Annotated in this window: 18 protein-coding genes and 1 pseudogene; 10 read left to right on the top strand and 9 right to left on the bottom strand. The window is 64.9% G+C overall.

Annotated features, from left to right (window positions below):
- Window position 1: 1 nt before the first annotated feature.
- Both FQY83_RS03395 and FQY83_RS03390 read right to left on the bottom strand, forming a co-directional pair.
- Window positions 2-949 (bottom strand): annotated as a pseudogene (locus FQY83_RS03395) (site-specific integrase); the annotation flags it as partial.
- Window positions 946-1,377, bottom strand: a complete 432-nt coding sequence (locus FQY83_RS03390; protein ID WP_146384997.1) for a MerR family transcriptional regulator — start codon at window positions 1,375-1,377, stop codon at window positions 946-948. The gene FQY83_RS03390 and the pseudogene FQY83_RS03395, both read right to left, overlap by 4 nt.
- A 169-nt stretch (window positions 1,378-1,546) precedes the next feature.
- Between FQY83_RS03390 and FQY83_RS03385 the strand changes: the two genes are divergently transcribed.
- The 9 genes from FQY83_RS03385 to FQY83_RS03345 all read left to right on the top strand — a co-directional run bounded on the left by FQY83_RS03385 (window position 1,547) and on the right by FQY83_RS03345 (window position 13,304).
- Complete coding sequence (locus tag FQY83_RS03385) at window positions 1,547-2,194, top strand: cation efflux transmembrane domain-containing protein (protein ID WP_146384995.1); 648 nt, start codon at window positions 1,547-1,549, stop codon at window positions 2,192-2,194.
- Window positions 2,195-2,260: 66 nt separating this feature from the next.
- Window positions 2,261-2,758 (top strand): hypothetical protein, encoded by a 498-nt coding sequence (locus FQY83_RS03380; protein WP_146384992.1) that lies wholly within the window; start codon window positions 2,261-2,263, stop codon window positions 2,756-2,758.
- Window positions 2,759-2,774: 16 nt separating this feature from the next.
- The gene (locus FQY83_RS03375; protein ID WP_146384990.1) at window positions 2,775-3,122 is read left to right on the top strand and encodes a hypothetical protein; all 348 of its coding nucleotides are present in this window, start codon (window positions 2,775-2,777) and stop codon (window positions 3,120-3,122) included.
- Window positions 3,123-3,176: 54 nt separating this feature from the next.
- On the top strand, window positions 3,177-4,436 hold the full coding sequence (locus FQY83_RS03370; protein ID WP_146384988.1) for a TolC family protein: 1,260 nt from the start codon (window positions 3,177-3,179) through the stop codon (window positions 4,434-4,436).
- Window positions 4,433-5,644: an efflux RND transporter periplasmic adaptor subunit gene (locus FQY83_RS03365; protein WP_146384986.1), complete on the top strand. Its 1,212-nt coding sequence runs from the start codon at window positions 4,433-4,435 to the stop codon at window positions 5,642-5,644. Before FQY83_RS03370 ends, FQY83_RS03365 begins: the two co-directional genes overlap by 4 nt.
- 10 nt (window positions 5,645-5,654) lie before the next feature.
- Window positions 5,655-8,903, top strand: coding sequence for an efflux RND transporter permease subunit (locus FQY83_RS03360; RefSeq protein WP_146384984.1), 3,249 nt, complete (start codon window positions 5,655-5,657; stop codon window positions 8,901-8,903).
- Window positions 8,900-9,484, top strand: a complete 585-nt coding sequence (locus FQY83_RS03355; RefSeq protein WP_146384982.1) for a cation efflux transmembrane domain-containing protein — start codon at window positions 8,900-8,902, stop codon at window positions 9,482-9,484. The genes FQY83_RS03360 and FQY83_RS03355 overlap by 4 nt, the downstream gene beginning before the upstream one ends.
- A gap of 51 nt (window positions 9,485-9,535) precedes the next feature.
- Window positions 9,536-11,980 (top strand): heavy metal translocating P-type ATPase, encoded by a 2,445-nt coding sequence (locus FQY83_RS03350; protein ID WP_146384980.1) that lies wholly within the window; start codon window positions 9,536-9,538, stop codon window positions 11,978-11,980.
- Window positions 11,981-12,266: 286 nt separating this feature from the next.
- Window positions 12,267-13,304: a DNA-binding protein gene (locus FQY83_RS03345; RefSeq protein ID WP_096009589.1), complete on the top strand. Its 1,038-nt coding sequence runs from the start codon at window positions 12,267-12,269 to the stop codon at window positions 13,302-13,304.
- A 121-nt stretch (window positions 13,305-13,425) separates the two neighbouring features.
- Here the strand turns inward: FQY83_RS03345 and FQY83_RS03340 are convergent, their stop codons facing one another.
- From FQY83_RS03340 to FQY83_RS03310, 7 genes are all read right to left on the bottom strand, one after another.
- The gene (locus tag FQY83_RS03340) at window positions 13,426-14,817 is read right to left on the bottom strand and encodes a UvrD-helicase domain-containing protein (protein WP_238333400.1); all 1,392 of its coding nucleotides are present in this window, start codon (window positions 14,815-14,817) and stop codon (window positions 13,426-13,428) included.
- A 28-nt stretch (window positions 14,818-14,845) separates the two neighbouring features.
- Window positions 14,846-16,558, bottom strand: a complete 1,713-nt coding sequence (locus tag FQY83_RS03335) for an ATP-dependent nuclease (RefSeq protein WP_146384976.1) — start codon at window positions 16,556-16,558, stop codon at window positions 14,846-14,848.
- Between the two features lie 147 nt (window positions 16,559-16,705).
- Window positions 16,706-16,954 carry a DUF2188 domain-containing protein gene (locus FQY83_RS03330; protein WP_146384975.1) on the bottom strand — a complete coding sequence of 83 codons (249 nt, stop codon included), beginning with the start codon at window positions 16,952-16,954 and terminating at the stop codon, window positions 16,706-16,708.
- Window positions 16,955-16,977: 23 nt separating this feature from the next.
- Window positions 16,978-17,460 (bottom strand): hypothetical protein, encoded by a 483-nt coding sequence (locus FQY83_RS03325; protein WP_146384973.1) that lies wholly within the window; start codon window positions 17,458-17,460, stop codon window positions 16,978-16,980.
- Window positions 17,461-17,468: 8 nt separating this feature from the next.
- Entirely contained in the window at window positions 17,469-18,593 is a 1,125-nt protein-coding gene (locus FQY83_RS03320; protein ID WP_146385360.1) for a HigA family addiction module antitoxin, read from the bottom strand.
- Window positions 18,594-18,766: 173 nt separating this feature from the next.
- Entirely contained in the window at window positions 18,767-20,197 is a 1,431-nt protein-coding gene (locus tag FQY83_RS03315; protein WP_146384971.1) for a toll/interleukin-1 receptor domain-containing protein, read from the bottom strand.
- Between the two features lie 242 nt (window positions 20,198-20,439).
- Window positions 20,440-23,271: a UvrD-helicase domain-containing protein gene (locus tag FQY83_RS03310; protein ID WP_146384969.1), complete on the bottom strand. Its 2,832-nt coding sequence runs from the start codon at window positions 23,269-23,271 to the stop codon at window positions 20,440-20,442.
- A gap of 508 nt (window positions 23,272-23,779) precedes the next feature.
- On the opposite strand from FQY83_RS03310, the gene FQY83_RS03305 reads away from it, so the two are divergent.
- A complete protein-coding gene (locus tag FQY83_RS03305) occupies window positions 23,780-25,093 on the top strand; it encodes a C2 family cysteine protease (protein ID WP_146384967.1) in 1,314 nt (437 codons plus the stop codon).
- The last annotated feature ends 216 nt before the right edge of the window (window positions 25,094-25,309 follow it).

The following is a 25,309-nucleotide window of genomic DNA, read 5'->3' as shown; positions in this document are numbered from 1 at the left end:
GGGGTGGAAGTGCCGGCGATTGCAGACCGACTTCGATCCGCTGTCGTGCAAATGGATCTCCGCCATCGAGATAGCGCATGGCCGAGTGCATGTCACGCCAGCCGACGTATTCCATCAACGCCTTTACGTCCCAACCGTTCGCGTTGGCCCAGCCAGCGAAGCCGCGTCGCAACGAGTGGCTGCTGTAGTCCCCGGCATTCGGGAGCCCGGCGGCGATGAGCAGGCGGCGCAGCAACGGGATCAGACTGTTCGGATGCAGTGGCGTCGCGTTCACCCGGCCCCAGCGGTCGATCCCACGGAACACAGGGCCCTGCGTCAACCCGACTGCGTCCACCCAGCTGCAAGTCGCTGTCACTGGGCACAGCTGCGACAATGCCGGCACCTTGTAAGTGGTGCCCAGAGCCTGGCGATCCCCCTTGCTGCGCGGCAGGAAACAGGTCATGCCTTCGCCGGGAATCAGCCGCAGGTGTTCGACCTGCACGCGGATCAGTTCATCGCCGCGGAAGCCGCGCCAGAAGCCCAGCAGGATCAGCGATCGGTCGCGGAGATGGCGCAGTTCATTTGCGCGGTCGCCGTGCTCCCGAGCCGCTTCGATCGCAGTTGCGAGCCAATCGTCGACCTGAGCCAGCCGGGCAAGTTGCAGTGGCTCGGCCTGATTCTCGATCGAAGGATGCAAGGTCTGGATGCCCTTGAGCACTCTGCGCACCAGCGGCGCCCGGGTCGGATCGACGAATCCATGCTCGCGGTGCCAATGTGCCAACGCGGCGAGGCGTTGCCGAAGCGTGGTGTTCGCCAATTGCGTGGCGTGATCGGCCAGATAGCGGGCCACACTGTCTGATGTGGCCGGCAAGTGCCCGCCCCATTCGACCTCGAAGTGTCGCAGCGCGGATGCATAGCTGCGCCGGGTGTTCTCGCGGGTGGCGGCCTCCAGGTAGCGGTCCAAGGTCATCGGCGGCCCTCCTGGCTCGCACACGACGCGGAGTCGTCGCCCGTACACCGCAATGCCTCCAGGATGGCGCACGCGCCGCGCTCGCCACCGGCGCACTGGACGATCACCCGCTCCAATTCGCCAGCCATGCGCGTCAGTGCTTCAAGCCGCTGGTGGATGTCGGCCAGGTGCACGCGCGCCAGCGCATCGACGTCGCCGCACGACAGCTTCGGATCGTCGTTCAGGCGCAGCAGGCTACGGATCTCCTCCAGGCTGAAACCCAGTTCGCGCCCGCGGCTGACGAACCGCAAGCGCTCCACGTCTACCGGCGTATAGGCGCGATAGCCGCTTCCAGTCCGGTTCGGCGACGGGATGAGGCCCACGCGCTCGTAGTAGCGGATGGTTTCGAGGTGGCAGCCGCTGGCGGCGGCGGCTTCACTGATCTTCATGTGCGTCCCGCTTGACTCTGTAGCGGCTACGGACTTTACCCTGTGCCGGTGCTCACTGCCATCAGGCCGGCCCGCTCGCCGATGGGCTGGACCTGCTGCCGAGCGCGACCGGCGCATGCGATTGAGCTGGTCGCGATTGAAGTCCTGATATTCGTCAACGGAGTTTGTGATGTCTGAATGCAGCAGCTGTGGAAAGGTCGTGGATGTGGCGGCGATGGAGGATTCCCAGCGGCGCACCTTGAAAATCGTGCTGGCCATCAATCTCGCCACCTTTGTCATGATGATGGGCGCGGCCTGGTTCAGCCGATCTTCGTCACTGCTTTCCGGCGGACTGGACAACCTTGGCGATGCGCTCACATACGCGGTGAGCCTGGCCGTGGTTGGCTCGTCGTTGCAGACCAAGGCCAAAGTCGCCTTCCTCAAGGGACTGCTGATCCTGGGCGCAGCGATTGCGGTCGCGGCCCAGATCGTCTGGCGGCTCCAGAACCCCGGCGTGCCCGTATTCGAGGCGATGGGGCTGGCAGGGGCGTTGAACCTGGCCGCCAATGCATTCTGCCTGTGGCTGCTGACCCCGCATCGGAACGGCGACATCAACCTGTCCTCGGCCTGGGAGTGCTCCCGGAACGACATCTACGAGGGCTTCGCGGTCCTGTTGGCGGCGTTCGCGGTGTGGGTGTTCGGAACGGGCTGGCCGGACCTGGTCATCGCCTCGGCCCTGCTGCTGATGTTCCTGCGATCCGCCAGCCGGGTGCTGCGCGGGGCGTGGCGGGAACTTCGGGGCGCGACCCCGGCGCCCAGTGCCTGCGAGCTTCCCTAGACCTTTCTGCGCCCAAGTGAATGGCAGTCTGCGACTGCCAGCTCCCTCCGGAAACAGGAAAAGAAGATGTTGCCCGACTACTTTGTCCGTCATGCCCGCGCCATTGGCGCCCTGTCCATCGCCGTTTGCCTGCTGACCTGGGGCTTGGACTACTTCGAGTTCGTGGGCCCGTGCATCTACTGCCGCATCCAGAGGACGCTGATCGGCATTCTCGGCGTGTTCCTGTTCCTGCCCGCCTTCGGCGGCTGGTTCGTCAGGCTGGGCTTGAACATGCTGGCCCTGTTCGGCGCGGTGGTCGCCGCAAACCAGCATTTCATCGTGTGGGACAAGATTGCCAAGGGCGAACTGTTCTACCTGTACAAGCTGCCGCACGACAACAGCTTCATCCTGTCCTTCCTGGCGATCGGGGTCTTCATCGTGCAGGCTTTCATCATCAATCGGCGCGCGGATGTCGCCGAAAAACTAGGCGGAAGAAGCCATCGAGTCATCAGGCCATGCAACCTCGCACCTGTCGTCCGCCGAGGCTGTCGGCCGACCTTAGTTATTGTGTACGCGTACGCGTGACTGATACCTTCGCCTGATGCATCGCGCCCTTGCCCGACTGAGAAGTGCCGTCGCCACACTGCTGCTCGCAGTGATGGTGATCGTGCCTGTCGCCGATGCATTCGTCTGCTCGTTCGAATCCGACGCGCACCACGCAACGGCCGACCACACGCGGTCATCGCCGCAAGACGAAGCCGGCAAGGGCGACGTTCCGGACGGCTCGCATGCCGCGTGTGCCCACAACCATTGCCACCATGCGGCGGCCAACCTCTTTTTCAGCGCGGCTGTGGGGTATCGCGCCGTGCATGACGTGCAGCCTGCACCGCAGGACCCCGGTCGCGCATTCGGGCTGTCCGAAGGACCCATGAGACCTCCGAAGGGCTGACGTGCCGTGCCCGTCACGACGGGTTCCCACGTCACTATTGCTTCTGGAGTTCCCATGTTCACGCAACGTGTCCGGCCGCTCGTGGCCGTCGGGTTCGCGGTGGCTGCCCTGGCATTCGCGTCGCCCTCGATGGCGATCGAACCTGTAGCCGAGCCCGCCCCATCTTATGAAGATCTGATCGCCCGTCTCGACGCGCTGCCGTCGACGCTCGAAGCCGTTGCTGTTTACGACGCGGCCGCTGCGCGCGCCGAGCAGGCGCGGGCCTTGCCCAACCCCTCGATCGCGTACGACCGGGAGAACGTCTATGGCACCGGTCCGTACAGCGGCGTCGGCAACGCCGAAACGACCCTGACGATCAACCAGCCGCTCGAACTGTTCGGCCAGCGCAGCGCCCGGATCCAGGCCGCGCGCTCCGAAGCGAACGTTGCGGACCTGCGACGCGAACAGGCCCGCTGGCTGGTCGCGGGTCGGTTGGCGCTGGCCTACGCCCAGGCCGAAGCGGGGGCACGGCGCCACGACCTCGCGACCGAGGCGCTTTCGCTGACCGAGCAGGATGCGCGCGGGGTCGCCGCGATGGTCGAGCAAGGGCGCGAAGCCCCCCTGCGGGACATCCAGGCCCGGAGCGAGGTCGAGTCCGCCAGGGCGGCGGTCGATGAAGCCAAGGCCCTTCGCGACGGCGCGTTCGCACGGTTGTCGGCGATCGCCATGCTCGATCGGCCGGTCCAGGCCATCGGCGCGAGCCTGCTCGACCGTGCGCTGGGACAGCCCGGAGCCGGGGATGACGACCCGCTGGCGGTGCAGGTCGCCGAAGCCGAACTCGACACCGCCAGCCGGCTGGTCACGGTCGAACAGCGCCGCGCACGCCCGGATGTCACCGCCGCCGTCGGCATGCGCCGGTACCGGGAAACCGACGATGAGGCGTTCACGGTCGGCATCGAACTGACCGTGCCGCTGTTCGACCGCAATCGGGGCGGCATCCGCGCCGCCTACGCCGAGCAGCGGGCCGCCGAAGCCCGGCTGATCGCGCAGAAGCAGGCGGTGCAGGCGGAACGGCTCGGTGCCGAGGCCGCGCTTGCGGCGTCGAACAGCCGTACGCGCGCCGCCGACAGTGGCGTCGCCGCCGCCGAGGAGGCCTACCGCCTCTCCCGCATCGGCTTCGAGGCCGGGCGGATCTCGCAACTTGAACTTCGCAGCACACGCACGGCGCTGATCGCCTCGCGCAACGCCGCCGTGGACGCGCGGATCGCGCGCGTCCTTGCCGAAATCGACCTAGCGCGCCTGGAAGGCCGCGCCCCGTTCGGAGAATCCAAATGAAGACCGATACCAGGCGACTGGTGATGTTCGCCGCGGCGCTGCTGATCGCCGTCATCGCAGGCTACGGCCTTGCCAAGCTCACCGGTGGGCAGGACGCCGGCCCCACCCCGGCGAGTCGCGCCGACGATGATGGCCATGACGAGAAGGGCGAGCATGACGACCACGGCGAGGAAGAGGCCGTTGGCGAGGCCGAGGGCGAGGAAGGCCTGGTCGTCCTGACGCAGCCGCAGATCGAAGCGTCGGGCATCCAGGTCGTTGCCGTGGGCCGGGGCGGCGGAAGTGAGACGCGCCTGAGCGGTCGCGTCGAGTCGGCGATCGGCGCACGCGCCGCAGTCGCCGCCTCGGTCGGCGGCCGCGTCGAGCGCGTCATCGTCGCGCCCGGAACTTCGGTCAGCGCCGGCCAGCCGCTCGCGGTGATCGTCAGCGGCGAAGCGGCGACGATGCGGGCGAACGCGGATGCCGCGCGCGCCGAGGCGGAAGCGGCGCGGCTGGTCTATCAACGTGACCAGGCGCTGGTGACCCAGGGCGTCGTCGCCCGGCAGGAACTCGAGGCGTCCCGCGCCCGCTCGCTGGCGGCCGATGCGGCGTCCCGGGCCGCAGCAGCGGAGGTCGCTGCGGCCGGCTCGCCGAACGCGGGCGGACGCGTGACCATCACCAGCCCGGTGTCCGGCGTCGTCGGCGCGGTCCAGGTGACGCCCGGCGGCTTCGTCGCCGCGGGCGACGTCGTGGCCAATGTGGCCGATCCCTCTCAGACCGAACTCGTCTTTTCCGCTCCGCCCGCGCTCGCCGCGCAGATCGCGCCCGGTGCGCGCGTCGAAGTCACTGGCACGAATGGAAGCTTCAGTGCACTCGTGATCGGGGTGGCCGCCGATGTGCGTGAACAAGGGGGCATGGCCATCATCCGCGCGCGCGCCGAGTCCGGCCCGCTGCCGCCGGCGGGCTCGCCCGTCTCCGGCATCGTCGTGGCCGCGGCAAACGGCGAGGCCCTGACTGTGCCCGCCGACGCCGTGCAGACGGTGGAGGGCCGGCCGGTCGTGTTCGTGGCCGGCGACGACGGCTTCCGTGCCACCCCGGTGCTCGCGGGACGTCGCGCCGGCAGTCGCATCGAGATCCTCAACGGGCTGTCGGGCGACGAACGCGTCGCCGCGACCAACGCGTTCCTGCTGAAGGCCGAACTCGCCAAGGGCGAGGCCGAGCACGGCCACTGAGGACGCCATCATGTTCAAACTCATCATTGAAACGGCGGTCCGCTTCCGCTGGGCAGTGGTCTTCGTGGCGGCGGTCATCGCCGCATACGGCCTGTTCCAGCTCAGCAAGCTGCCGATCGACGCCGTGCCGGACATCACCAACCGGCAGGTGCAGATCAACACCATCGCGCCCGCGCTCGCCCCGGGGCAGATCGAGCGCCAGGTCACTTTCCCGCTCGAAACAGCGCTGGCCGGCATCCCGGGGCTGACCAGCACGCGTTCGCTCTCGCGCAACGGCTTCTCGCAGGTCACGGCGATCTTCACCGACCAGACCGACATCTACTTCGCGCGCCAGCAGGTGGCCGAACGCATGCGCGAGGTGCAGGAGGACCTGCCCGAGGGCGTAACGCCGATGATGTCGCCGGTCACGACCGGCCTCGGCGAAGTGCTGATGTGGACGGTGGACTACGTGCCGTTCGACCCGGCGAACGTCGGCAAGCCGAACGCGCCCGGCTGGCAGGCCGACGAGATCTACCTGACCCCCGAGGGTGACCGGCTCGCGACGGCGCAGGAGCGCGCCACCTACCTGCGCACGGTGCAGGACTGGATCATCGCGCCGCAGATGCGCTCGACACCCGGCCTGGCCGGCGTCGACACGATCGGCGGTTACGTCAAGGAGTACGCCGTCCGTCCGAATGCCGAACGGCTGGCTGCCTACGGCATCGGCCTGGGAGAACTGGTGCAAGCGCTGGAACGCTCCAACGTCCAGGCCGGCGCGGGCTTCGTCCAGCGCGCCGGCGAAGGGCTGGTCGTCCGCGCCGATGCCCTGGCGCAGACGGTCGACGACCTGGCGCAGGCGCCGATTGCCAATCGCGGCGGCGTGGTGATCCGTGTCTCAGACGTGGCCAGCGTCGGGCTCGGACAGGCGCCGCGGTTGGGCGCCGCCACACGCGACGGCCACGAAGCGGTGCTCGGCACGGCGCTGATGATCGCCGGCGGCAACAGCCGCACGGTGGCGCAGGCGGCGGCCGAGCGCCTGGCCGAGGTCAACCGCTCCCTGCCTGCCGGCATCGTGGCCGAGCCCGTCCTCGACCGCAGCATGCTGGTCAATTCCACGATCAAGACCGTGGCCAGGAACCTGACCGAGGGCGCGCTGCTGGTCATCGTGGTGCTGTTCCTGCTGCTGGGCAACATGCGTGCCGCGGCGATCACCGCGCTGGTGATCCCGCTGTCATTCCTGTTCGCAGTGATCGGCATGAACCGCTTCGGGATCAGCGGCAACCTGATGAGCCTGGGCGCGCTCGACTTCGGCATCCTGGTCGACGGCGCGGTGATCGTGGTCGAGGCGACACTGCTGATGCTCGGCCAGAAGCGGGCCGAACTGGGTAGGTCGCTCTCCGCCGGAGAGCGGCTGGGCGTGGCGATCCAGGCGGCGCGCAAGATGGTGCGGCCCGCGGCGTTCGGCCAGTTGATCATCCTGCTGGTGTTCGCGCCGATCCTCACGCTGCAGGGCGTCGAGGGCAAGACGTTCCAGCCGATGGCCGCGACCTTCATGCTCGCCCTGATCGGCGCGTTCATCCTCTCCTTCACCTTCGTGCCGGCGATGGCCGCACTGTTCGTGCGCGAGCCCAAGGTCGCCCCCGGACACGCCCCGCCGCATGAGGACGAGAACGGATCGCACGGTGGGCACAGCGCCGAGCACGAGACCCGCATCATCCGATTCGTACGCAGCAGGGTCGAGCCGATTATCCGCACCTCGGTGTCGCGACCGCGCAGCGTTCTGATTGGTGCGGTTGCCATGCTCGCCATCGGCTTCGTGGCATTCCTCTCGTTGGGCCGGGAGTTCATGCCGACCCTCGACGAAGGCAACCTGGCGATGCAGGCGCTGCGGGTGCCGTCCGCTTCGCTGGAACAGTCGCTGGCGATGCAGTTGGCCCTGGAGAAGGCCATCACGAGCGAACCCGAGGTCAAGACGGTCTTCTCGCGCACGGGTACGGCGGAGGCGGCGATCGATCCCATGCCGACCAACATCTCCGACAGCGTGATCGTGCTCAAGCCGCGCGCCGAGTGGCCCGACAGGTCGCTGGGCAAGGACGACCTCATCCTCCGCCTGGAGTCGATCGTCGGCAACCAGATCGGCAACGCGTTCGAGTTCAGCCAGCCGATCGAACTGCGCTTCAACGAACTGATCTCGGGCGTGCGCACGGACCTGGCGGTGATGGTGTTCGGCGACGACTTCGACGTCCTGCAGCCGATCGCCGACCAGGTCTCGCTGAAGCTGCGCGGCATCGACGGCGCGGCGGACGTGCGCGTGGAGCAGGTCTCGGGCCTGCCCACGCTCACCGTCCGGGTCGACCATGCCGCCGCGGCGCAGTACGGCCTGACCGCGGCGGACGTCAGCGAGGCGCTGGCGACCGGGATCGGCGGCACAGCGGCCGGCAAGATCTTCGAGGGCGACCGTCGCTTCGACGTCGTGATCCGGCTCGACGAGGCCGACCGCAACGATCCGGCGCAGCTCGCCGCCCTGCCGGTCGTCGCCCCCAACGGCACCGTGGTGCCGCTGTCCTCGGTCGCGCGCATCGACGTCAGCGAGGGTCCCAACCAGATCAGCCGCAACAACGGCAGCCGCCGCATCGTGGTGCAGGCCAATGTCCGTGGCCGCGACCTGGGTGGCTTCGTCGGGGAAGCGCAGGCCGCCGTGGCCGACATCGCCCTGCCCAGTGGCGTCTATCTGGACTGGGGCGGGCAGTTCGAGAACCTGCAGCGTGCCGAAGCACGCCTGGCCCTGGTGATCCCGATCGTGTTCCTGATGATCGGCGCCCTGCTGTACATGGCGCTCGGGACGATCCGCGAGGCCGCGCTGGTCTTCGTCTGCGTGCCGCTGGCGCTGGTCGGTGGCATCCTGGCACTGCTGGTGCGCGGCATGCCGTTCTCGGTGTCGGCGGCGGTCGGCTTCATCGCCGTCTCCGGCGTCGCCACGCTCAACGGCCTGGTGCTGATGCAGGCCATCCGCGAACGGCTCGCGGCCGGAGATGCGCCGCTGGAAGCGGCGGCGACCGGCGCCGCCAACCGGCTGCGCGCCGTGCTCACCACGGCGCTGGTGGCGATCGTCGGCTTCATCCCGATGGCGATCGCGACCGGATCCGGCGCCGAAGTGCAGAAGCCGCTGGCGACCGTCGTCATCGGCGGACTGATCACGGCGACCGTGCTGACCCTGCTGGTGCTGCCCACGTTCGCGGCGCGGGCCATCGCGCATCGTCCGAAGCGGCACGCGACATGACGCAGGATCTGGCCCGGCAGAAGAACGTCCTGCGGCAGGTGCTGCTGTGGAACCTCGCGCTGTTCGCGGGACTGGGCGTGGCGGGCTGGGTGGCCGATTCCAGCGCCCTGCTCGCCAACGCCGTCGACAACGGTTCGGATGCGGCCGTCTATCTGCTGAGCTACCTCGCCATCGATCGCCGCCCCGTCTGGAAACGCGGTGCGGCGACCGTCTCGGGGATCATGTTGCTGATCTTCGCCGTGGCGGTCCTGGCGGACGTCGTCCGGCGGTGGATGTATGGGGCCGAGCCACTCGGCCCCGTCATGATCGGGCTGGCGCTCGTCGCCGGAGCGATCAATCTGTGGTGCCTGGTGCTGCTGCGCCGCCTCCGTTCCGACGACGTGAACATGAAGGCGGCCGAGACCTTTAGCTTCAACGACTTCATTTCGAATGGCGGCGTGGTCGTGGCCGGGGTACTGGTGCTCTGGCTCGGGTCGTCCTGGCCGGACCTGGTGGCAGGTGCCTTGATTGCTGCTGTCGCGTTCAAAGGCGGCATCGAGATCCTGCAGAGCGTGCGCGAGGACAAGCGGTCCGATGGATAAGGTCCGGCACACGTACAGATCCGCAAGCCGTCGAATCAAGGGGAAAGGACAATGACCGAGACACTACGCATCGACCTGCAGATCCTGCTGCCGCAGGTACCGGACGAGGCCGATGCCTGCGTCAGGCGGCTGATCGACGATCTGGACGGTCGCAACGGCATCGGGCAGGTGCACATCCGCCCGGGCTCGAAGAGCGAGCCGGCGCAGCTGTGTGTCCACTACGACCCGGACGTCGTGCCGCTCGCCCGCATCCGCGAGGTGGTCGAAAGCGCGGGCGCGGCGATCAGCGAGCGCTATGGCCATGCGCTGTGGGAGGTGGATGGGATCGGCCACCAGCGCCGTGCGCGCACCGTCGCGGAACGGCTCAGGTCGCTTCCGGGCGTGCTGGAAGCCGACGCCAGCGCGGCAGGCATGGTCCATGTCGAGTACGACCGCCGCGAGGTTTCGGAGGATCGCATCCTGGCGGTCCTGGCCCGGATGAAGGTCGTTACGGTCAAGCCCATGGATGACGAGGAGCATGCGCACGGCAAGGGCGGGGAGGCGCACGCGCACGGCGGGCTGCTGGGTCCGAACACCGAACTGATCTTCTCGCTGACCTGTGGCGCCTTGCTCCTCGCCGGTTTTCTGGTGGACAAGCTCCTCGCCGGTGCGCCCGCCTGGGTGCCGCTGGCCTGCTACGTCGCGGCGTACTTCTTCGGCGGCTTCTACACGCTGCGCGAGGCGATCGACAACCTGCGCCTGAAGCGCTTCGAGATCGACACCTTGATGCTGGTGGCGGCTGCGGGCGCCGCGGCGCTCGGCTCGTGGGCCGAGGGCGCGCTGCTGCTGTTCCTCTTCAGCCTCGGCCACGCGCTCGAGCACTACGCCATGGGCCGGGCGAAGCGCGCCATCGAGGCCTTGGCCGAACTCGCGCCCGACTCGGCGACGGTGCGACGCGACGGCCGGGTGCAGGAGATCGCGGTCGAGGACCTGGTCGTCGGCGACGTGGTGCTGGTCAAGCCGAACGAACGGCTGCCCGCCGACGGCTTCCTCGTGCTCGGCACCTCCAGCGTGAACCAGGCGCCGGTGACCGGCGAGAGCATCCCGGTCGACAAGCGGCCCGTGGACGACCCCGCGACGGCACGCGCACGCCCCGATGGCGTCGATGCCGCCTCGCGCGTGTTCGCCGGCACCATCAACGGCAGCGGCGCAATGGAGGTCGAGGTCACGCGCAAGTCCAGCGATTCGGCGCTGGCGCGCGTGGTCCAGCTGGTCAGCGAGGCCGAGACGCGCAAGTCACCGACCCAGCGCTTCACCGACCGGTTCGAGCGCATCTTCGTGCCCGCGGTGCTGGTACTGGCCTTCCTGCTGCTGTTCGCCTGGGTGGTCGTCGACGAGCCCTTCCGCGACAGCTTCTACCGCGCGATGGCGGTGCTGGTGGCCGCCAGCCCCTGCGCGCTGGCCATCGCCACGCCCAGTGCGGTGCTGTCGGGCATCGCCCGCGCGGCGCGCGGCGGCGTGCTGATCAAGGGCGGAGCGCCGCTGGAGGAACTCGGCTCGCTCAACGCGATGGCCTTCGACAAGACGGGGACCCTGACCGAAGGACGTCCGCGCATCACCGACGTCATCCCCGTCGATGGGGTGACCGAAGAGGAACTGCTCACCGTTGCGGTCGCAGTCGAGTCGCTCAGCGATCATCCGCTGGCCGCGGCCATCGCCCGGGATGGCCGGGAGCGGCTGGGCGGGCGCGAGATACCGGCCGCCAGCGGCCTCGAAAACCTCATCGGCCGCGGCGTCACCGCCACGTTCGGCAACGAAACGGTGTGGATCGGCAAGGCCGAGATGTTCGGCACCGACGGCGTCGCGCCGCTGGGCGAACCGGCGGCGGCCGCCATCGCGCAACTGCGTGAAGCCGGACGTACCTCGATGGTGGTCAGGCAGGGCGAGCGCGATCTGGGCGCCATCGGCCTGCTCGACACCGCGCGCGAGGGCGCGCCGGAGGCGTTGAAGGAACTGCGCGCGCTCGGCATCACGCGCATGATCATGATCTCCGGTGACCATCAACGGGTCGCCGACGCGATCGCCGCGGAAGTGGGCCTGGATGAAGCCTGGGGCGACCTGATGCCCGAGGACAAGGTTGAGGCCATCCGCAAGCTGCGCGAGCAGGACAAGGTGGCCATGGTTGGTGATGGCGTCAACGACGCGCCGGCAATGGCCAACGCCACGGTCGGCATCGCGATGGGTGCCGCCGGTTCCGATGTCGCGTTGGAGACCGCCGACGTCGCGTTGATGGCCGACGACCTGCGCCACCTGCCGTTCGCGGTGGACCTGAGCCGCCACACGCGCAAGGTGATCCGGCAGAACGTGTTCGTCAGCCTGGGGATTGTCGCCTTCCTGGTGCCGGCGACGATTTTCGGCCTGGGCATCGGACCGGCGGTTGCCATCCACGAAGGATCCACATTGCTGGTGGTGTTCAACGCGCTGCGGCTGTTGGCGTACCGGGGCCGCGGTGGCTAGATGGTCTGGAGAACCCCAGAAGAGGGGTCTGCGCGCCGCCCGCCACTTCGCCCCGTTAGGCACTAAGTCCGAGCTGCAGCTCTCGCTGCGACTCGCTCACACGTGGCGGCACATGGCAGTTTCGTACCGAATAACACCGCTTGGCGCAGGCCTGAGTCGGCTGGGAAGGGATAAACCACAATTATCCCGCTTTAATTTACAGCCACAACTCGAGCATTTCTGCAATTGAAATAGCATGTAATTACGTGGTATGTAATACATTACGAAATTGTCCGAGGAGGCCGTCATGGCCCGTGCTGGGTTGTACAAGAGCGATGTGCAGAAGGCCCGCGACGCGCTGCGAGCGCAGGGCAAGCATCCGTCGGTGGACGCGGTGCGGGTGGCATTGGGCAACACCGGCTCCAAGACCACCATCCACCGCTACCTGAAGGAACTGGAGGAGGAGGAAGGGCAAGGCCTCGGTGCCAAGGTCGCCGTCAGCGACGCACTGCAGGACCTGGTCGGCCGACTCGCTGGGCGCCTGCACGACGAGGCCGAGGCCGTCGTCGCGGAGGCCAAGCAGCAGTTCGACGCGCAGTTGCAGGAGCGCGGACAAGCACTCGAGCGCGCTCAGCAGGAAGCGGCGGCCCTGAGCGCCCAGCTCCAGGGCACCGAAACGGCGTTGCACAACGAAAAGACCTCGCATGCAGCCAGCCGGCAAGCACTGGCCGACCGAGCTACCGAGGTCGCCCAGCTCGGCGAGCGCATCGCCGGCCTGACCGCCCGACTAGCCGAGCACGAGGCGCACGCACAGTCGCTGGAACAGAAGCACCAGCACGCCCGCGAGGCGCTGGAGCACTACCGGACCTCGGTCAAGGACCAGCGCGACCAGGAACAGCGCCGGCACGAACACCAAGTGCAGGAACTACAGGTCGCGCTACGCCAGGCCAATGAGGTGCTGACCGCCAAGAACCACGAGCTGGTACAGCTCAATCGCGACAATGGGCAGTGGCTGGAGCGCCATAGCCGCTTGGAGCGGGAGCTGGCCCAGGTGCGGCAGGATGCAGACGACCAGCGGAAGGAACTTGACGCGCTACGGCTCACGGCCACCGAGCACCAGACCTTGCAGACGCGCTGGGCGCAAGATACCCAGGCGCTGGAGGTTGTACGGGCAGAATTGGTCGGTGCTCGCGCCGATCTAGCGAAGGAGCTGGAGCGTCGCGAACAGGCCGAAGCCGACGCGTTGCGGGCCGGTGTGCGCAGTGACACGCTGGAGCAGGTACTGGCGCAGTTGCGCCCAGCTCAAGCTGCCGGTTCAGTCGGCAAGAAAAATCCGGCAACCTGATGATTTCACGAAAGAAATCAGATTCTATGGGGCATTTTTACAGGTATCTCGGCTGAACCCCTACATCAACTCCTTTAGCCGCTCTGCTTACCCAGAGAGTTCCTCTCAACGTCGTTATGTCTTACCGGGTGCGTCCAAGCCAGCGGTCGCGAGAAAGCACCAACATCCCTCGCGTTCCCCTAGTAAGCGCGACGTACACGTGCGGCGGCGACAAGCGTTCCAAGTCGAGAAGCACGGTGTAGTCGGCCTCCAGGCCCTTTAGCAGCAGCGTGCTACCGATCGCCCTGTTCGTCACCGGCCGTCCCTGGTGGCGCCGCCGCTCGATAGCTGCCGCCATCGCTACGGTCAGCGACGGTTGCCGTCCAGCCGCTATCGAAGCGAGGCTGTCAAGCAGCATCGCCAAGACTTCGCGTCGAAAGACACGGCGCCCAGCCTGCATCGACCAGATGAGCAGCGCAGCCCGGGCTTGGGACCAATCCGGATGATCGACAAACGCCAGCGCTGCCGCCTCGTCGGGTGTTGCAGGCACGCGCGCGCGTCCAGCGCGTAAGCTCTCGCAACGGGTCAGCATTGGATTCACCGCGATCCCGGTCATCACCGAGTGCGCCAACTCAAGCAACAGCCGCAATCGCTCGCCGGCCACAGCCTGTTCGAGTTGCCCCACATTCTGAACGACCTGACGAAGGTCAAGATTTTCGACGACTTGTATGCCTTCACCACCGCGCGCCAACTCGGCGTGCCGATGCGGCTCAGTCGGGCTGGCGAGTACTAGCACGTTGCCTGCCTCTCGTCGCCAGTAGCTCGCGGCCGTGCGGACTGTTTGCGCATCGCGGACTACATCGCCATGGAGTCGGCCCCATTCGCAGCCTTCTGGCAGCTGCTCCAAATCGATCCCAGTGCCGTCTTGCAGATGTGCCCTGGCGTCGATGAGCCATCGCCCCAACGACATTGCGCCAACCCGCTCCCACCGCCACGGGTGATCAAGCGTTTCTAACAGTGGAAACGTCGGCGCCACGCTCTGGTTCCACGACACCACCGGTGCACCCGGGAAGTTGAAAACCGCCTGCAACGGGTCGCCAAACACGAACGTTGGCAACAGTTCTGCCAGTTGGAAAACAATGCTGTGCTGCTCAGCTCCACAGTCTTGGTATTCATCGACGAATACCCGACCGTACGTGCTGCGCAATGCGGCATCCAAGGAGCGGCTGACCAGTAGCCGAAGGCATGCGGCGCGCACCGCCGGGTAGAACACCCGCGGATTGGCGGCATCAGGGAGCGGGCCAGCACGCATCGGAAATCCGGCGACGCGACGTACGCACCAGGCATCGATGGACGACAGGCTGTAGCGGTCGGTAGGAACACGCGCGGCCTGCAGTCGCCGGCGCAGCGCTGCGACGCCGGCAAGGGTGTGGGTCAGGATCAGCGTACGTCCACCGGTCCACGTGGACGTCAGCTGGACGATGGCTTCGGTCTTGCCGCACCCGGCCGCAGCCTCAATCCGGCCACGCGCCACGCCGTCCAAGATGTCTGCGTCAACCGTTCTAGCCACCGCGCGTCCACTGCCAGATTGCGTTCACTATCGCCTGCACCGAAGGGCCGGCACGCTCCCATCCGGGCCCCACGATTTCATGGCCAACCCGTTCGCCGAAATCGATTCGCTTGAACCAGTCTTGACCTTTGGCTGTCCGGGCAAGGATGGCGCGGTGGGCCGGAAGGTCCTGAGCACGGCAAGTCGCCAAGTCAAACTGCCCGTTGGAGTAAGAGCGCAAATTTTCGTTCATACGCGCCTCGCCCCAAGTTTGTTCGGCGATTGCGAGCAAGCTCAAGATGTCTGCCCAACCTAGCTGGAAGAACAGTGCGTCCTCGGTGGCCTGCCCGCCACCCCAAGAAATGATGCGCACGCCCGCCATTTCGGCCGGCATACGCTCCGCTGGGGTAAGCGGACGGTCATCATCCATGAGCAACAACGTTCGGTAACCAAGCCTAGCGAAGGCCGCGGCGCGAGCTGCCGCGGCCGGTATTCCTCCCCCATCCGTAACTGCGATTCCCTCCAGCACGAGTGGGTTCTGGCGATGATCAGTCCAGAAATTATCAAGACCACGGATCAGACCGACTTCGGTCGGCCCCTCGCCGACGATCACCGCGGTGGACAGAAAAGCCTCCGCGTTTCGGCGAACTAAACCCTGCGTGTCTAGTCCTGTCTCGGCATCCGCGACGTTGGTGATGTGGTGTACACCAATGGCGGCGTTGTGGTGGGCGATCGCAAGTTCGTGCGCACGCAGCTCCCGCACAACGACCGGTGAATGCGTGGTCAGGAAGACCTGAGGCCCCCCTTCGACGCCCGCACCGAGCAGGCGCAGGAAACGAGCAATGCGATGCGGCTCCAATCCGAATTCGGCCTCATCGACCAAGGCGATGCCAGTCGGCGCCAGACGGCTGTGAAACAAGCCGGCCACAAGCAATCGAGACGACCCGGTGCCAAGACGTCGTAGCGGTACCCCAGCGTCGTCGTGCAACGCTAGGGACGCATTCCAACCTGGAATACCGAAGGCATCGAGCAAAACTTGTGCCTCCTGCGCTGGGCGTATGCCCAACTCGCGAGCCCGGGCCCGGACCTGATCGACAACCGCAGCCACCTCTGCGTCCGCACCGGCGTCGCCCGCCTGTTCTCGCAAGCCCCGCGCCGCCCGAGCGACAAGCGTTCGTACCGCAAACTGCGGCTCGGCCAGACGCTGCAGGATCGATTGCCTGGCCCAGCGCAAATGGGTCGCCGGCGACTGATCGAGAACTACCGGCGCAATCAGTGCCCGGTGCGGCAATGAGAGGTCGCGGCCTTCCTGATCCTGCGTTCTATCCGAATAGAGCGACCAATGTCCTTCGAGATCAGCGCCAACCACCAGGCGCAATGTGAGCACATCTTCCCGGTCGGCAGCCGGTTCGTCTTCGAGCGTAGCGTCCGCGGCACGCCAGCCGCGCAGGTAATCCCCGTAGCGTTCGACGTCGTGCAACTCGGGAGGAAGGTCGCCAAGGGTGATACGAATCTCGAAACCAGCGTCCGCATTCAGCTGATGAAAGTCGGTGTCGTAGAAGACATCCCGCCGTGTGGCCGAAAAAGCCAGCGCGATGGCATCGAGCACCGTGCTCTTTCCCGCATCCCCCGCGCCCAGTATCGCGTTTACGCCCGGCCGCGGTGCCCAGTCCAACTGGGCGATGCCTCGGAAACGGCGAAGGAATATTTGGCGAATACGACTCATCGCGCCCTCCCCTGTTGGCACGGTTCAGGCCCAATGCAACACGGCCAAGAACTCAACCGCCTCTTATCCCGCGGCGGCGCGGGTCATCCCCAAGATCGCACGCGGATTGAGCACGCGTTCTACGATCGGTCTAGCTCGGTGTGTCAATCAATGTTCGCGATCCTTCGGTGGATTAGGATCGCGCCCCGGCGCAATCGTATCCTTGCTGCGGATCTTGCCGTTTTCGCCCTTGGTAGTAAGTTCACCACCACCTTGGTTCGTCAGCATGTCGCGCGCCGCTTTTTCGGCGCCACCTTGCGTGCGGTGCAGGCTCGATGCGCGGTCGGCGTCATTGCGCTTGTTTGCCCACTGGCCGTCCGGGCGCTTGAATACTGTGCGATCTCGACCCTTGCTCATGGGGACCTTCTCCGAAGATAGGTTCAAGCGGCCTTGTCATCGGCGTCTGGGGCGTTCAATCGCCACTCAACGTCGTCAGTGAAATCCAGCGGCATCACGATGGGCTCTTCATGCTCATGCACGCGATTCCAGTGGTTGATGTCGAGAGTGAGCTGAAGCGCATCCCCGACCATCTGCTCGCGTCGCTGCACAAATGCCTTCTGCGCGATCCGCCTGGGGGCAACGTCGATGTCATGCCACAGCGTCAGCTGGGAGCCGTTGACCCATTGCACAACGGCGAGATTGGCTCGGTACGGTCGCCCGGTTACGTTATCCCGGCGAACCTCTTCCCTTGCCGCCGCCGACAGTTGTTCGGCCAACCGCTCGATGGCGGTCTTCGGTTTGGGGAGCTGGTAGCCCATTTCCGCAGCGAACTTTGCTACTTCATGCATGTCCACCGACTCGTTGCCGGTGCGCTGACGATAGAGCTTGATGATGTTTTGCAGGCGCTGATTTTTCGTAGACACGTTCTACCTCACAGACCTACGGGCGCGACGTCTCCCCAACCGTCGACCATGGCGCCCGGGGCCACGATCGACCGAATCTTCACCAAATGGCTACGGAAATGGTTGTAGCGCTGAGTTCGATGTTGCAGTTGCCCCGCGACCAAGCCCGGATGGACTCCAAGTGTCGATGCGAAGCCAAGAATGTCGCGCTCGGCGAAGAACGGCGCCTTACGTGCAACGAAGGCACTCAACTTCTCCGGCGGCACGGCAAACGCGGCAGCGGCGGCGTTGGCGATCCGCTCTTCTTCAATCACATGAGCATCGATGCGGCCATCGAGATCAACGTCCACTATCGGTGCTACCTGCCCATGATGCTGGAGCACGTGCTCCAACTCGTGGCGTAGCACAAACCAGAAATTGTCGATTCGATCGAAGCGGAATGAGAGTGCGATCACCGGGGACGTGGCATTGAGCCACAAGCAGGCGCCATCGATTTTTGAGCTAGGCAGCGCTTCGACGATGACGAGGCGTATCCCCGCTTCGGCTAGCAGCCGCGGAACCTTTCTTGCCTCTTCAGCCGCGCTCAGCAGCGAGCGCAGCCGCTCGACTACGGCCCGCCCCTTCGCGTCCGAATAAGGCGGGACCATCATCTCGGCAGCCACACTCTTGACCCGGTACAGCCATGCCAATTGCAACGGCGTGGCGTCGACCGACGTCTGCGTTCGCCGCGCGGCGTGGGGCAGGAACTCCACCTCGCCTACCGTCGGCGCCTCGAAGAACTTTGCCACTGCGGCTTCGACGGCCGGCACGTCCTTGGGGTTTTCAACCCCGGGAAGCCAGCCCCGCTTAACCATTTCTACGATGGGGAGGGTCCCAAAGATCTGGGCGCGTACGGCCCGTGCCGGATCGCTGCGGAAGGCGATCTTTGCCAACTGCAAGTCATAGTCTTTCTGCAGCGTGAGCAGGCGGTCGGCTTCTACACCCAGGACTTCTTCCAGCTGCAACGCCAGGTCGGCCGAAACCGGGCGCTTATCCGAGACCAGCCGCGTAATGGTCGCCTCGTCGACCCCCAGGACGATAGCAAGAGTTCGCTTGGTCCATCCCCGCTCCTTGAGCAGGGTCGAAATCATCTGGCCGGGCGTACGAGGATCCATAACTTGAAGGATGAGGCGATTTGCGCAAATTGTCAAATCCATCCATCTGGGGGTGCTTGCAGGACGGGCCGGAAGCTGCCTACCGCTACCCCCGATAAATTTCCCTAATCCCCTGCCCTGGCAACGTCAGCTTCCGGCCAGCAGCGGACGCTGACAGACTGGCGATCGGGCAGCTACGGAAGGCCGGAGAGCTTATCGATCTCGGTGAGCACGGCGGGAGAGATGCGCTCGAATTGCCAGCTTGGGACTTTGTCTCGGTCGCCCTGCAGCGTCGCAACGTGCGCCTTCAGATCATTTGCAGATACACCGCCTAACAATTTGTTGGCCTGCTCATAGTACGAAGCCGAACGAGACCTTGCGAAGACTTCCATTGGCCCGTAGGAGTTCGTCGCGTAAACAAGCGTTTCCGGCCACCAACGAACGTAGTAGTCATCGTTGAGCGTCGCTCGAAGGTACAGAACGAAGTCTGCCTGCATAAGTGACTTGAAATCGAACCCAGAAGATTCAGCCCGCTGTTTCAGAAGGTCAGCTCGACTTGAGAGGCGGCGCAGCTTCTGGTCACGACCCCTGAAAGACTCCATGTAGTCACGGAAATCAGCAAATGTGGTCGTGGCTTCTCGACCCCTATTCGCGTTCGTACTTACGTAGTACGGCGTCGCCAACAGCCTGTCGACGAAAGCGAATCGCTCGTACCGGATGAGGATCGCGATTGCGTAAAGGTAGAGCTCGTGAACGATGAACTTGAAGTTGTCGAAAGCCCACGAATGGTGCGAGTTCATGTCCTCCGGGCGCCCGAGATATGGCAGTAGCCGTTCGAAGAACCGATGCAGCTTCTTCTGCATGTCATCGTTGGTGGCGTACTGGGCGATCGCCAGCATCAGCTGTATGAACTCGTTCCTATAGGGGGTGAACTCCTCGATGGAGTCGGCAATCTGGTCGTCTGCATCCCTGGAGTCGTCCAAGGTGATCCTGAAACGCTCCATGTTCTCGGAGAAGATCGCCAAGTACTCGTCAACGGCTCCTTCGACAAATGGCCTGCCATTCTTGAGCGCGTCGATAGCTCGCCGAAACGAAACGGATGTGCCCAGAGACTTAGTGGGCTCTTCCTCCAAGAAAGCCGGCGCTTTCCCGATTTCCGGCTTTACATGAAGGGGCTTGTCGTACACCCAGCGAACAAGACGCTCAAACTCCGCCGCGTAGTTCTCCGGCGCACTCAAGTCGATGTAGATGCGACCCTTGTAGTAGGCAGGTAGGTACGGCTTCCCTTCCGGATCACGCTCAGGAAGGACGGCGACGAACTTGTTCTGATCCTGCTTCTCATAGACTTCGCGAGAAATAATCTGGGTTTCCGTGCCGACGCCACTTACTCGGCCGTCTGCCTTCTCCGCGTACTTGCTGTCGGAGATGACGGCCACTTTCTGGATAGTTGGGTCCGTGACCATCTTCTCCATGAAAGAGATTGAGTCGTGCCCTTCCTTAAGCTCCCATTTGTCCAAGATTACATCGATCCCGGATTCCCTGAGCCTGCTGGCTAGGTCAATTACCCAAAGTTCATGGTCGTGAGATGACCAGCTATACGAGATAAAGAGGCGCGGCGGCGACATTGAATTCCCTCCCCCAAGTGACTGCCAATATTGGGGCGGTATCGGCGTAGTCAAGCAGAGCATTGACCCCAAGGAATCGGCGAAAACGGTCAAGTGTTGGCTTGCCCGAATACCAAAAGAATGCTGCAAGAGCCCCACCAGAGGTGTCAGGGACAGTTTTCATTGATGGCGCGTTAGTAGGCCCCTACCAAGGGAACGGGTGCGAATGGCCGCTTCGGGTCGGAAGTGGCCATTCCTGCCTCCTATCCCTGACCTGTATTTCCCGTTGCCCGACAGCCTTCCCGGAAGCGGGAACAGCCCAAGAATGGCCCATTCCGCCCATTCCTCGACTGAATGACGCCTCCTCTACATACCGGGCATTGATCACCCGCCTTGGTACTGGCCGGCAGCCGCTGGGCTCGTGTTCTGGGCTGGGCGGGGGTGGCCGTGCCTTGGTCCACCTTCCGCTTGAAGGTACACGCGGGAAAGCGACTACATCCGTGGAAGTCGCCAAAAGGGCCTGACCGCAGCTGCAAGACCCCGCGACCGCATTCCGGGCATGGTTCCAGGGCCTCGCCGTCGATCGGCTCGATCCTGATGTGTTCCTTCTTGGCAAGCTCCACCAGGAACCGCGAGGGCTGGCCCAGTGTTGTATAGAGCCGAACTTGCTTGCGGGCGCGGGTCATGGCCACGTAGAACAGGCGGCGTTCCTCGGCAAACGGGAACGGGTCCGGCGCCGGCATGGCCAGCTGCAGCGCGGGGTCGTCCTGGATCTGGCTGGGGAAGCCGCGCGTACCTTCTACGACATTGAGGACGAAAACGTACTCGGCCTCTAACCCCTTGGAGCCGTGGGCGGTGCGGAACTCGATCTTCAACTTGTCACCGAACCTACGTTGCCAGGACTCCAGCGCCGTGGGCTTGTCATCGCGGTAGCGCCCCAGGAGCATGACCGTGATATGTGACCCGTTGGCCGGCGTCACCTTTCCTTCAACTGCCAGCTGGTGCATGTGGACCAGTTGCTTTTCGACGTAGCCGGCAATGCTGTCCTGGTCTGCGAAACCATAGGCCAGAATGGGGGTCTTGGTCAGCGGGTTGGTGGTCTTGACCTTCTTTTTGATCTGCGCGGGGTTGGCCTGGACGAACTGGCTGGATACGTTGCACAAGTCTTGCGGGCACCGGAACGTGGTGCTAAGCGACAGGCGCGTGGCGTTGTCGAACGTCTTCTCGAACTCGGTCATCACCGTGATGTCCGAGCCTGCGAAGCGGTTGATACCCTGCCAGTCGTCACCCACCACGCACAGGTGCGCGGGCGGATCGGATTGATTGGATAAGGCTCTCAACAGCCGGATACGGGCGCGCGAGCTGTCCTGGAACTCATCAGCCAAGATCAGGGTATACGGGCTCTTGTAGGCCCCGGACTCCACGTGCTCTGCGGCCAGGATCAGCATATCCTCGAAATCGATGAAGTTTCCCCGCTGCAGGCGCTTCTCCCATTCGGCCGCAATCCGCTCGTAGATGGACAGATACATCCGCAGGCGTGCACCAAAGCCGTCCTTGGACTGGGCTTTGAGCGCTGCCAGCAGATCCTGGTGGGTCAGGCCATTGTTCTTCACGTGCTGCTGGAATACCCGGAACGATCGAGCCAGGTCCTGCTCATGGACACGCGGCAGGCCTGTGACTTCCTTGCTCGGATCAAAGACAGGCTGCACGCCCCGCTCAATAAGTGCGTGTTCCAGGGCCGGGATAGCGTCGCCTGTCAACAGACCATGCGATGTGGTCTCAAACAGTGCTGTCCCCATCCTGGCGTGAAGCTCACGCTTCCACCTCACGCCTGACAGGTAGTCCTGAAAATGCTTGGGCGCCTGCCCCTTGTCGTTCAGCGCGAAATGCTCGTGGTAGAGCTTGGCATCGGGGTAGTAGAAGTCGGGGAAGTACTGCCTGTGTTGGTGGTCAGCCGTCTCGTGTTCGTAGGGGCGCTCGTACTCATAGTTCACGCCGTTGTAGAAAAGCCAGTCGGCGATCGTGCGTTCTTCCTTGCTCTTGACCACCTCCCCCCGGGCCGTTCGAAAGCCTCGCACGCCGTTGGCATAGGCTTCCGGCTCGTCGGGCTGGCCCCACTTGCCTACATCTCGGGCGTACACCGTCCGGAACAGGTCCCAGTCGCGCTTGAATGTCTTGTCCTGCTCGGACAGCATCCGAATGATGTCGCCCACCTCCCGCACGTCGGCGCCGGGATTGCTGGGGTCTACCCACGGGGCCAGCGACGGCTTCTTGCCAGTAGCCTTGGCGATGACATCAATGCCGAAGGCGTGGAAGGTGTTGGACCTGACCTTCTCGACCTGCGGTACGCCCTTCAACTGCTCGGCAATGCGCTGCCCCACTTCGTCGGCCGTGGCCCGGTTGAACGCGAGCAGCAGGATCTGCTCGGATGTGGCCAGGCCTTCATGTAAGGCATACCCGGTCTTGGCCACCATCGTGGACGTCTTGCCCGAACCTGCGGCAGCCACGACCATGACCGCGTCATCCATGCATACGCAGGCGTGGATCTGCTCGTCCGTGAGTGGGTTCTTCTCCACGGCTGCGAAGAAGTCCTTGCGTGCAATCTTCTGGCGTGCCAAGTGTTGGGCATTCAACTTGTCGAACTGAAGACGCAAGGTCTCTTCGGGTGTCGACTCGCCGACCGACTGCTTCCAGGTCTTGCGGGCGTGCTTAGGTGCTGGGTACTTGGCCAGCAATCTCCCAGCACTACCGTTCGGGATCCATCGCCCAGCGCGCAGCGCCCCAGACAAGTGGCTAACCCATAGCCGGTGCGCCTCTTTGAACTCATCGTCCTCACGCTTCTGCTTGGCCAGCCGCTCAGCCTCGACCGCGGGATCAAGTTTGGGTGGAGGGGCTTCAACGGCGCTGGAAGTCTTGCTGCCAAATATCGACCAAGCAAGCCATATCGTGCCGAACTGGATAACGGATAGCCACAGAGCGAACACCTGCAGGAGGGTCCAGACCACCCAGAACCCGACGATCCAGCCTCGCTTGCGCCCGCCCAGAGCAATCGACACGAAAATGATGGCTTGCCAAGCCAGTATTCCCTCGATCATTCGCTACCCCAGTCCCTCGCTCCCCTTGTCCTTGTGCCATCTTGCCATGGGACCCGCGGTCAGAACCTAGCGCCGCCGCCCTAGCCCGGGGCTACCACCCTGGACAACAGGGCTGCCCCCCGCGACGCCTGCGCTCGCCTTCATCCGGTCCCAAGGCGCGCTCCAAACGCTCCCTGGCATTGCGCGGCGGGGGACGTGGCGGGACGACCGGAGGCAGCTTGGCGATTTCCTCGCGTGTCATGGGCCCATTCCGCTTTTGGCTACCATTGACCTTCTTCTTGCGGGTCGCCTTCTTCTGCCGCTCCTTCTGGATCTAGGCCTCGTGCTAGATCCGCGACATTGCATTACGCCGCGGGGCTGATTTCCACCTACCGCGAGCGAGCGTGCGCATGCCTGCACCGCGATGTGCCGTCTGCCGACGAGCGGTTGGCCCTGCGGCTTCGACCAGGACGTTGATCGGAACGAGACCAAGGCGTCTCGTCCCCTCAACTAGCCAAATGGATTTCCTATGGACAGCCCCCCCTTGGGTGGAGCCATCAACCCCTACGCGCTCGCCGAAACCCTGATCGGCAAGCGGATCGACTGGAACCGGATCGAACGTCCCCTCGAGCTTCTGGAAAGAACCCTGGAGACCCCCGCCGACCGCCTGTTCGATGGCGGCAAGGGCTCACCGGTGTTCGCGCTGCAGGACTCGATCCTGGGCGACGCACGCAAGCCATCCAAACGAGCGAAGAAGACCGTGCCGAAGGCCAAGACCATTGGCAAGCGGACAGCCAGGGCCGCACCTGCGCAACTACAGCTGCGTCCGCTGAAGGCCGAACTGTACGCGCGCATCCGACCGGAGCTGAGGCAACGCCTGATCGACATGATCGTTCCGAGCGTGCTTCCGCAGTTGGTCGGGACCGAATACCCCGGCGCCACTTGGACCGACCCCGGGGATTTCTTCGAGGAAGGCACCGAGTTCGGCGATCCGATCCAAGGCGGCGTGGGCGACTGCTGGCTGATCGCGGCGATGGCCTCGGTGTCATTGTCGCGTCCCTATGCAATCGTGCAACGCAATCGCACGACCGGCGCCGGCCCAGACGATTTCGTCAACATGATCGAGTTCGCCGACACGCCCACGACCAAAAAGCGGTTCGAGGTCACGGAGAAGGTGCCGGTCTTCAACGGCAGTGCCTGGCCGTTGTTCGCGCGGTCGGCGGAGCCCGGAGAGATCTGGCCCTGCGTCTATGAGAAGGCTTTTGCCAAGTTCCGCTCGGGGAATCTCACCGACAGGCCGGACATCCGCGTGCTCCACGGAGGCAGTTGCTACCATGCCAGCGCAGCACTCGTCCCCGGCACCACGCCCCGCGGCTGGAGTACCAGTGGAACCAGCGCCGACGATCTTTGGACGGAACTGCGCAAGAACTGCATCGCCACGCCGAGTTCCAACGGACCGTTCATGCCCCTCACCGGCATCCACAGCGGTCGCGCCATCAGCCCGATCACGGCTTGGACTTACGGCAATGCCGAGGATGCGCCGGATACAATCGCCTACGACAGCACCACCGGCATCGTGGGCTGGCATTGTTACTCGGTCCTGGGGTGGATCACGCGCCGGTTGCCGGTATGGGTACGGGGCCAGCCATCGAGGCTGGAGCGCTACATCGTGCTACGCAACCCCTGGGGCGTCCACGAAGGCGTGGTCGATACCCTGGCCGGCGACTGGGACAGCCACGAGATCAACTGGACCAGGACTACGCCGTTGAACACCCGCGGCGTGTTCGCCATGACCATCGAGTCATTCAAGCGCTACTACGCGGGCATGGGTGTGGCCTCCTGACGCCGACCACGATGGGTTCCGGTGTCCTGCATGCGCAGGCATCGGAGTCGCGCATGCCCCCGAGTTGCCCGTCGCTCGGATAGCCGCACAAGAATCGCGGGCCACGCCACGCCTTTCCGTCCCCGCGATCACCTGCCGGCGCCTTCGCCCCGGGCCTGGAACTGATCCGGCGACGACAGCTCCGGGAAGTCCGCCATCGCGATTCGCTCCAACCGT

It is taken from the genome of Luteimonas marina, assembly GCF_007859325.1.
Taxonomy (GTDB): Bacteria; Pseudomonadota; Gammaproteobacteria; order Xanthomonadales; family Xanthomonadaceae; genus Luteimonas; species Luteimonas marina.
Note: the sequence above shows the minus strand (reverse complement) of the source record. Positions and strands in the feature narration are given on the sequence as shown.

Excerpts from the sequence above, each read along its gene's own strand:
- FQY83_RS03365 (WP_146384986.1), top strand. The coding sequence starts at position 4,433 with ATGAAGACCGATACCAGGCGACTGGTGATGTTCGCCGCGGCGCTGCTG.
- FQY83_RS03360 (WP_146384984.1), top strand. The coding sequence starts at position 5,655 with ATGTTCAAACTCATCATTGAAACGGCGGTCCGCTTCCGCTGGGCAGTG.
- FQY83_RS03320 (WP_146385360.1), bottom strand. The coding sequence starts at position 18,593 with ATGGATCCTCGTACGCCCGGCCAGATGATTTCGACCCTGCTCAAGGAG.
- FQY83_RS03375 (WP_146384990.1), top strand. The coding sequence starts at position 2,775 with ATGCATCGCGCCCTTGCCCGACTGAGAAGTGCCGTCGCCACACTGCTG.
- FQY83_RS03390 (WP_146384997.1), bottom strand. The coding sequence starts at position 1,377 with ATGAAGATCAGTGAAGCCGCCGCCGCCAGCGGCTGCCACCTCGAAACC.
- FQY83_RS03350 (WP_146384980.1), top strand. The coding sequence starts at position 9,536 with ATGACCGAGACACTACGCATCGACCTGCAGATCCTGCTGCCGCAGGTA.
- FQY83_RS03305 (WP_146384967.1), top strand. The coding sequence starts at position 23,780 with ATGGACAGCCCCCCCTTGGGTGGAGCCATCAACCCCTACGCGCTCGCC.
- FQY83_RS03335 (WP_146384976.1), bottom strand. The coding sequence starts at position 16,558 with ATGAGTCGTATTCGCCAAATATTCCTTCGCCGTTTCCGAGGCATCGCC.
- FQY83_RS03310 (WP_146384969.1), bottom strand. The coding sequence starts at position 23,271 with ATGATCGAGGGAATACTGGCTTGGCAAGCCATCATTTTCGTGTCGATT.
- FQY83_RS03370 (WP_146384988.1), top strand. The coding sequence starts at position 3,177 with ATGTTCACGCAACGTGTCCGGCCGCTCGTGGCCGTCGGGTTCGCGGTG.
- FQY83_RS03380 (WP_146384992.1), top strand. The coding sequence starts at position 2,261 with ATGTTGCCCGACTACTTTGTCCGTCATGCCCGCGCCATTGGCGCCCTG.
- FQY83_RS03315 (WP_146384971.1), bottom strand. The coding sequence starts at position 20,197 with ATGTCGCCGCCGCGCCTCTTTATCTCGTATAGCTGGTCATCTCACGAC.
- FQY83_RS03385 (WP_146384995.1), top strand. The coding sequence starts at position 1,547 with ATGTCTGAATGCAGCAGCTGTGGAAAGGTCGTGGATGTGGCGGCGATG.
- FQY83_RS03345 (WP_096009589.1), top strand. The coding sequence starts at position 12,267 with ATGGCCCGTGCTGGGTTGTACAAGAGCGATGTGCAGAAGGCCCGCGAC.
- FQY83_RS03355 (WP_146384982.1), top strand. The coding sequence starts at position 8,900 with ATGACGCAGGATCTGGCCCGGCAGAAGAACGTCCTGCGGCAGGTGCTG.
- FQY83_RS03330 (WP_146384975.1), bottom strand. The coding sequence starts at position 16,954 with ATGAGCAAGGGTCGAGATCGCACAGTATTCAAGCGCCCGGACGGCCAG.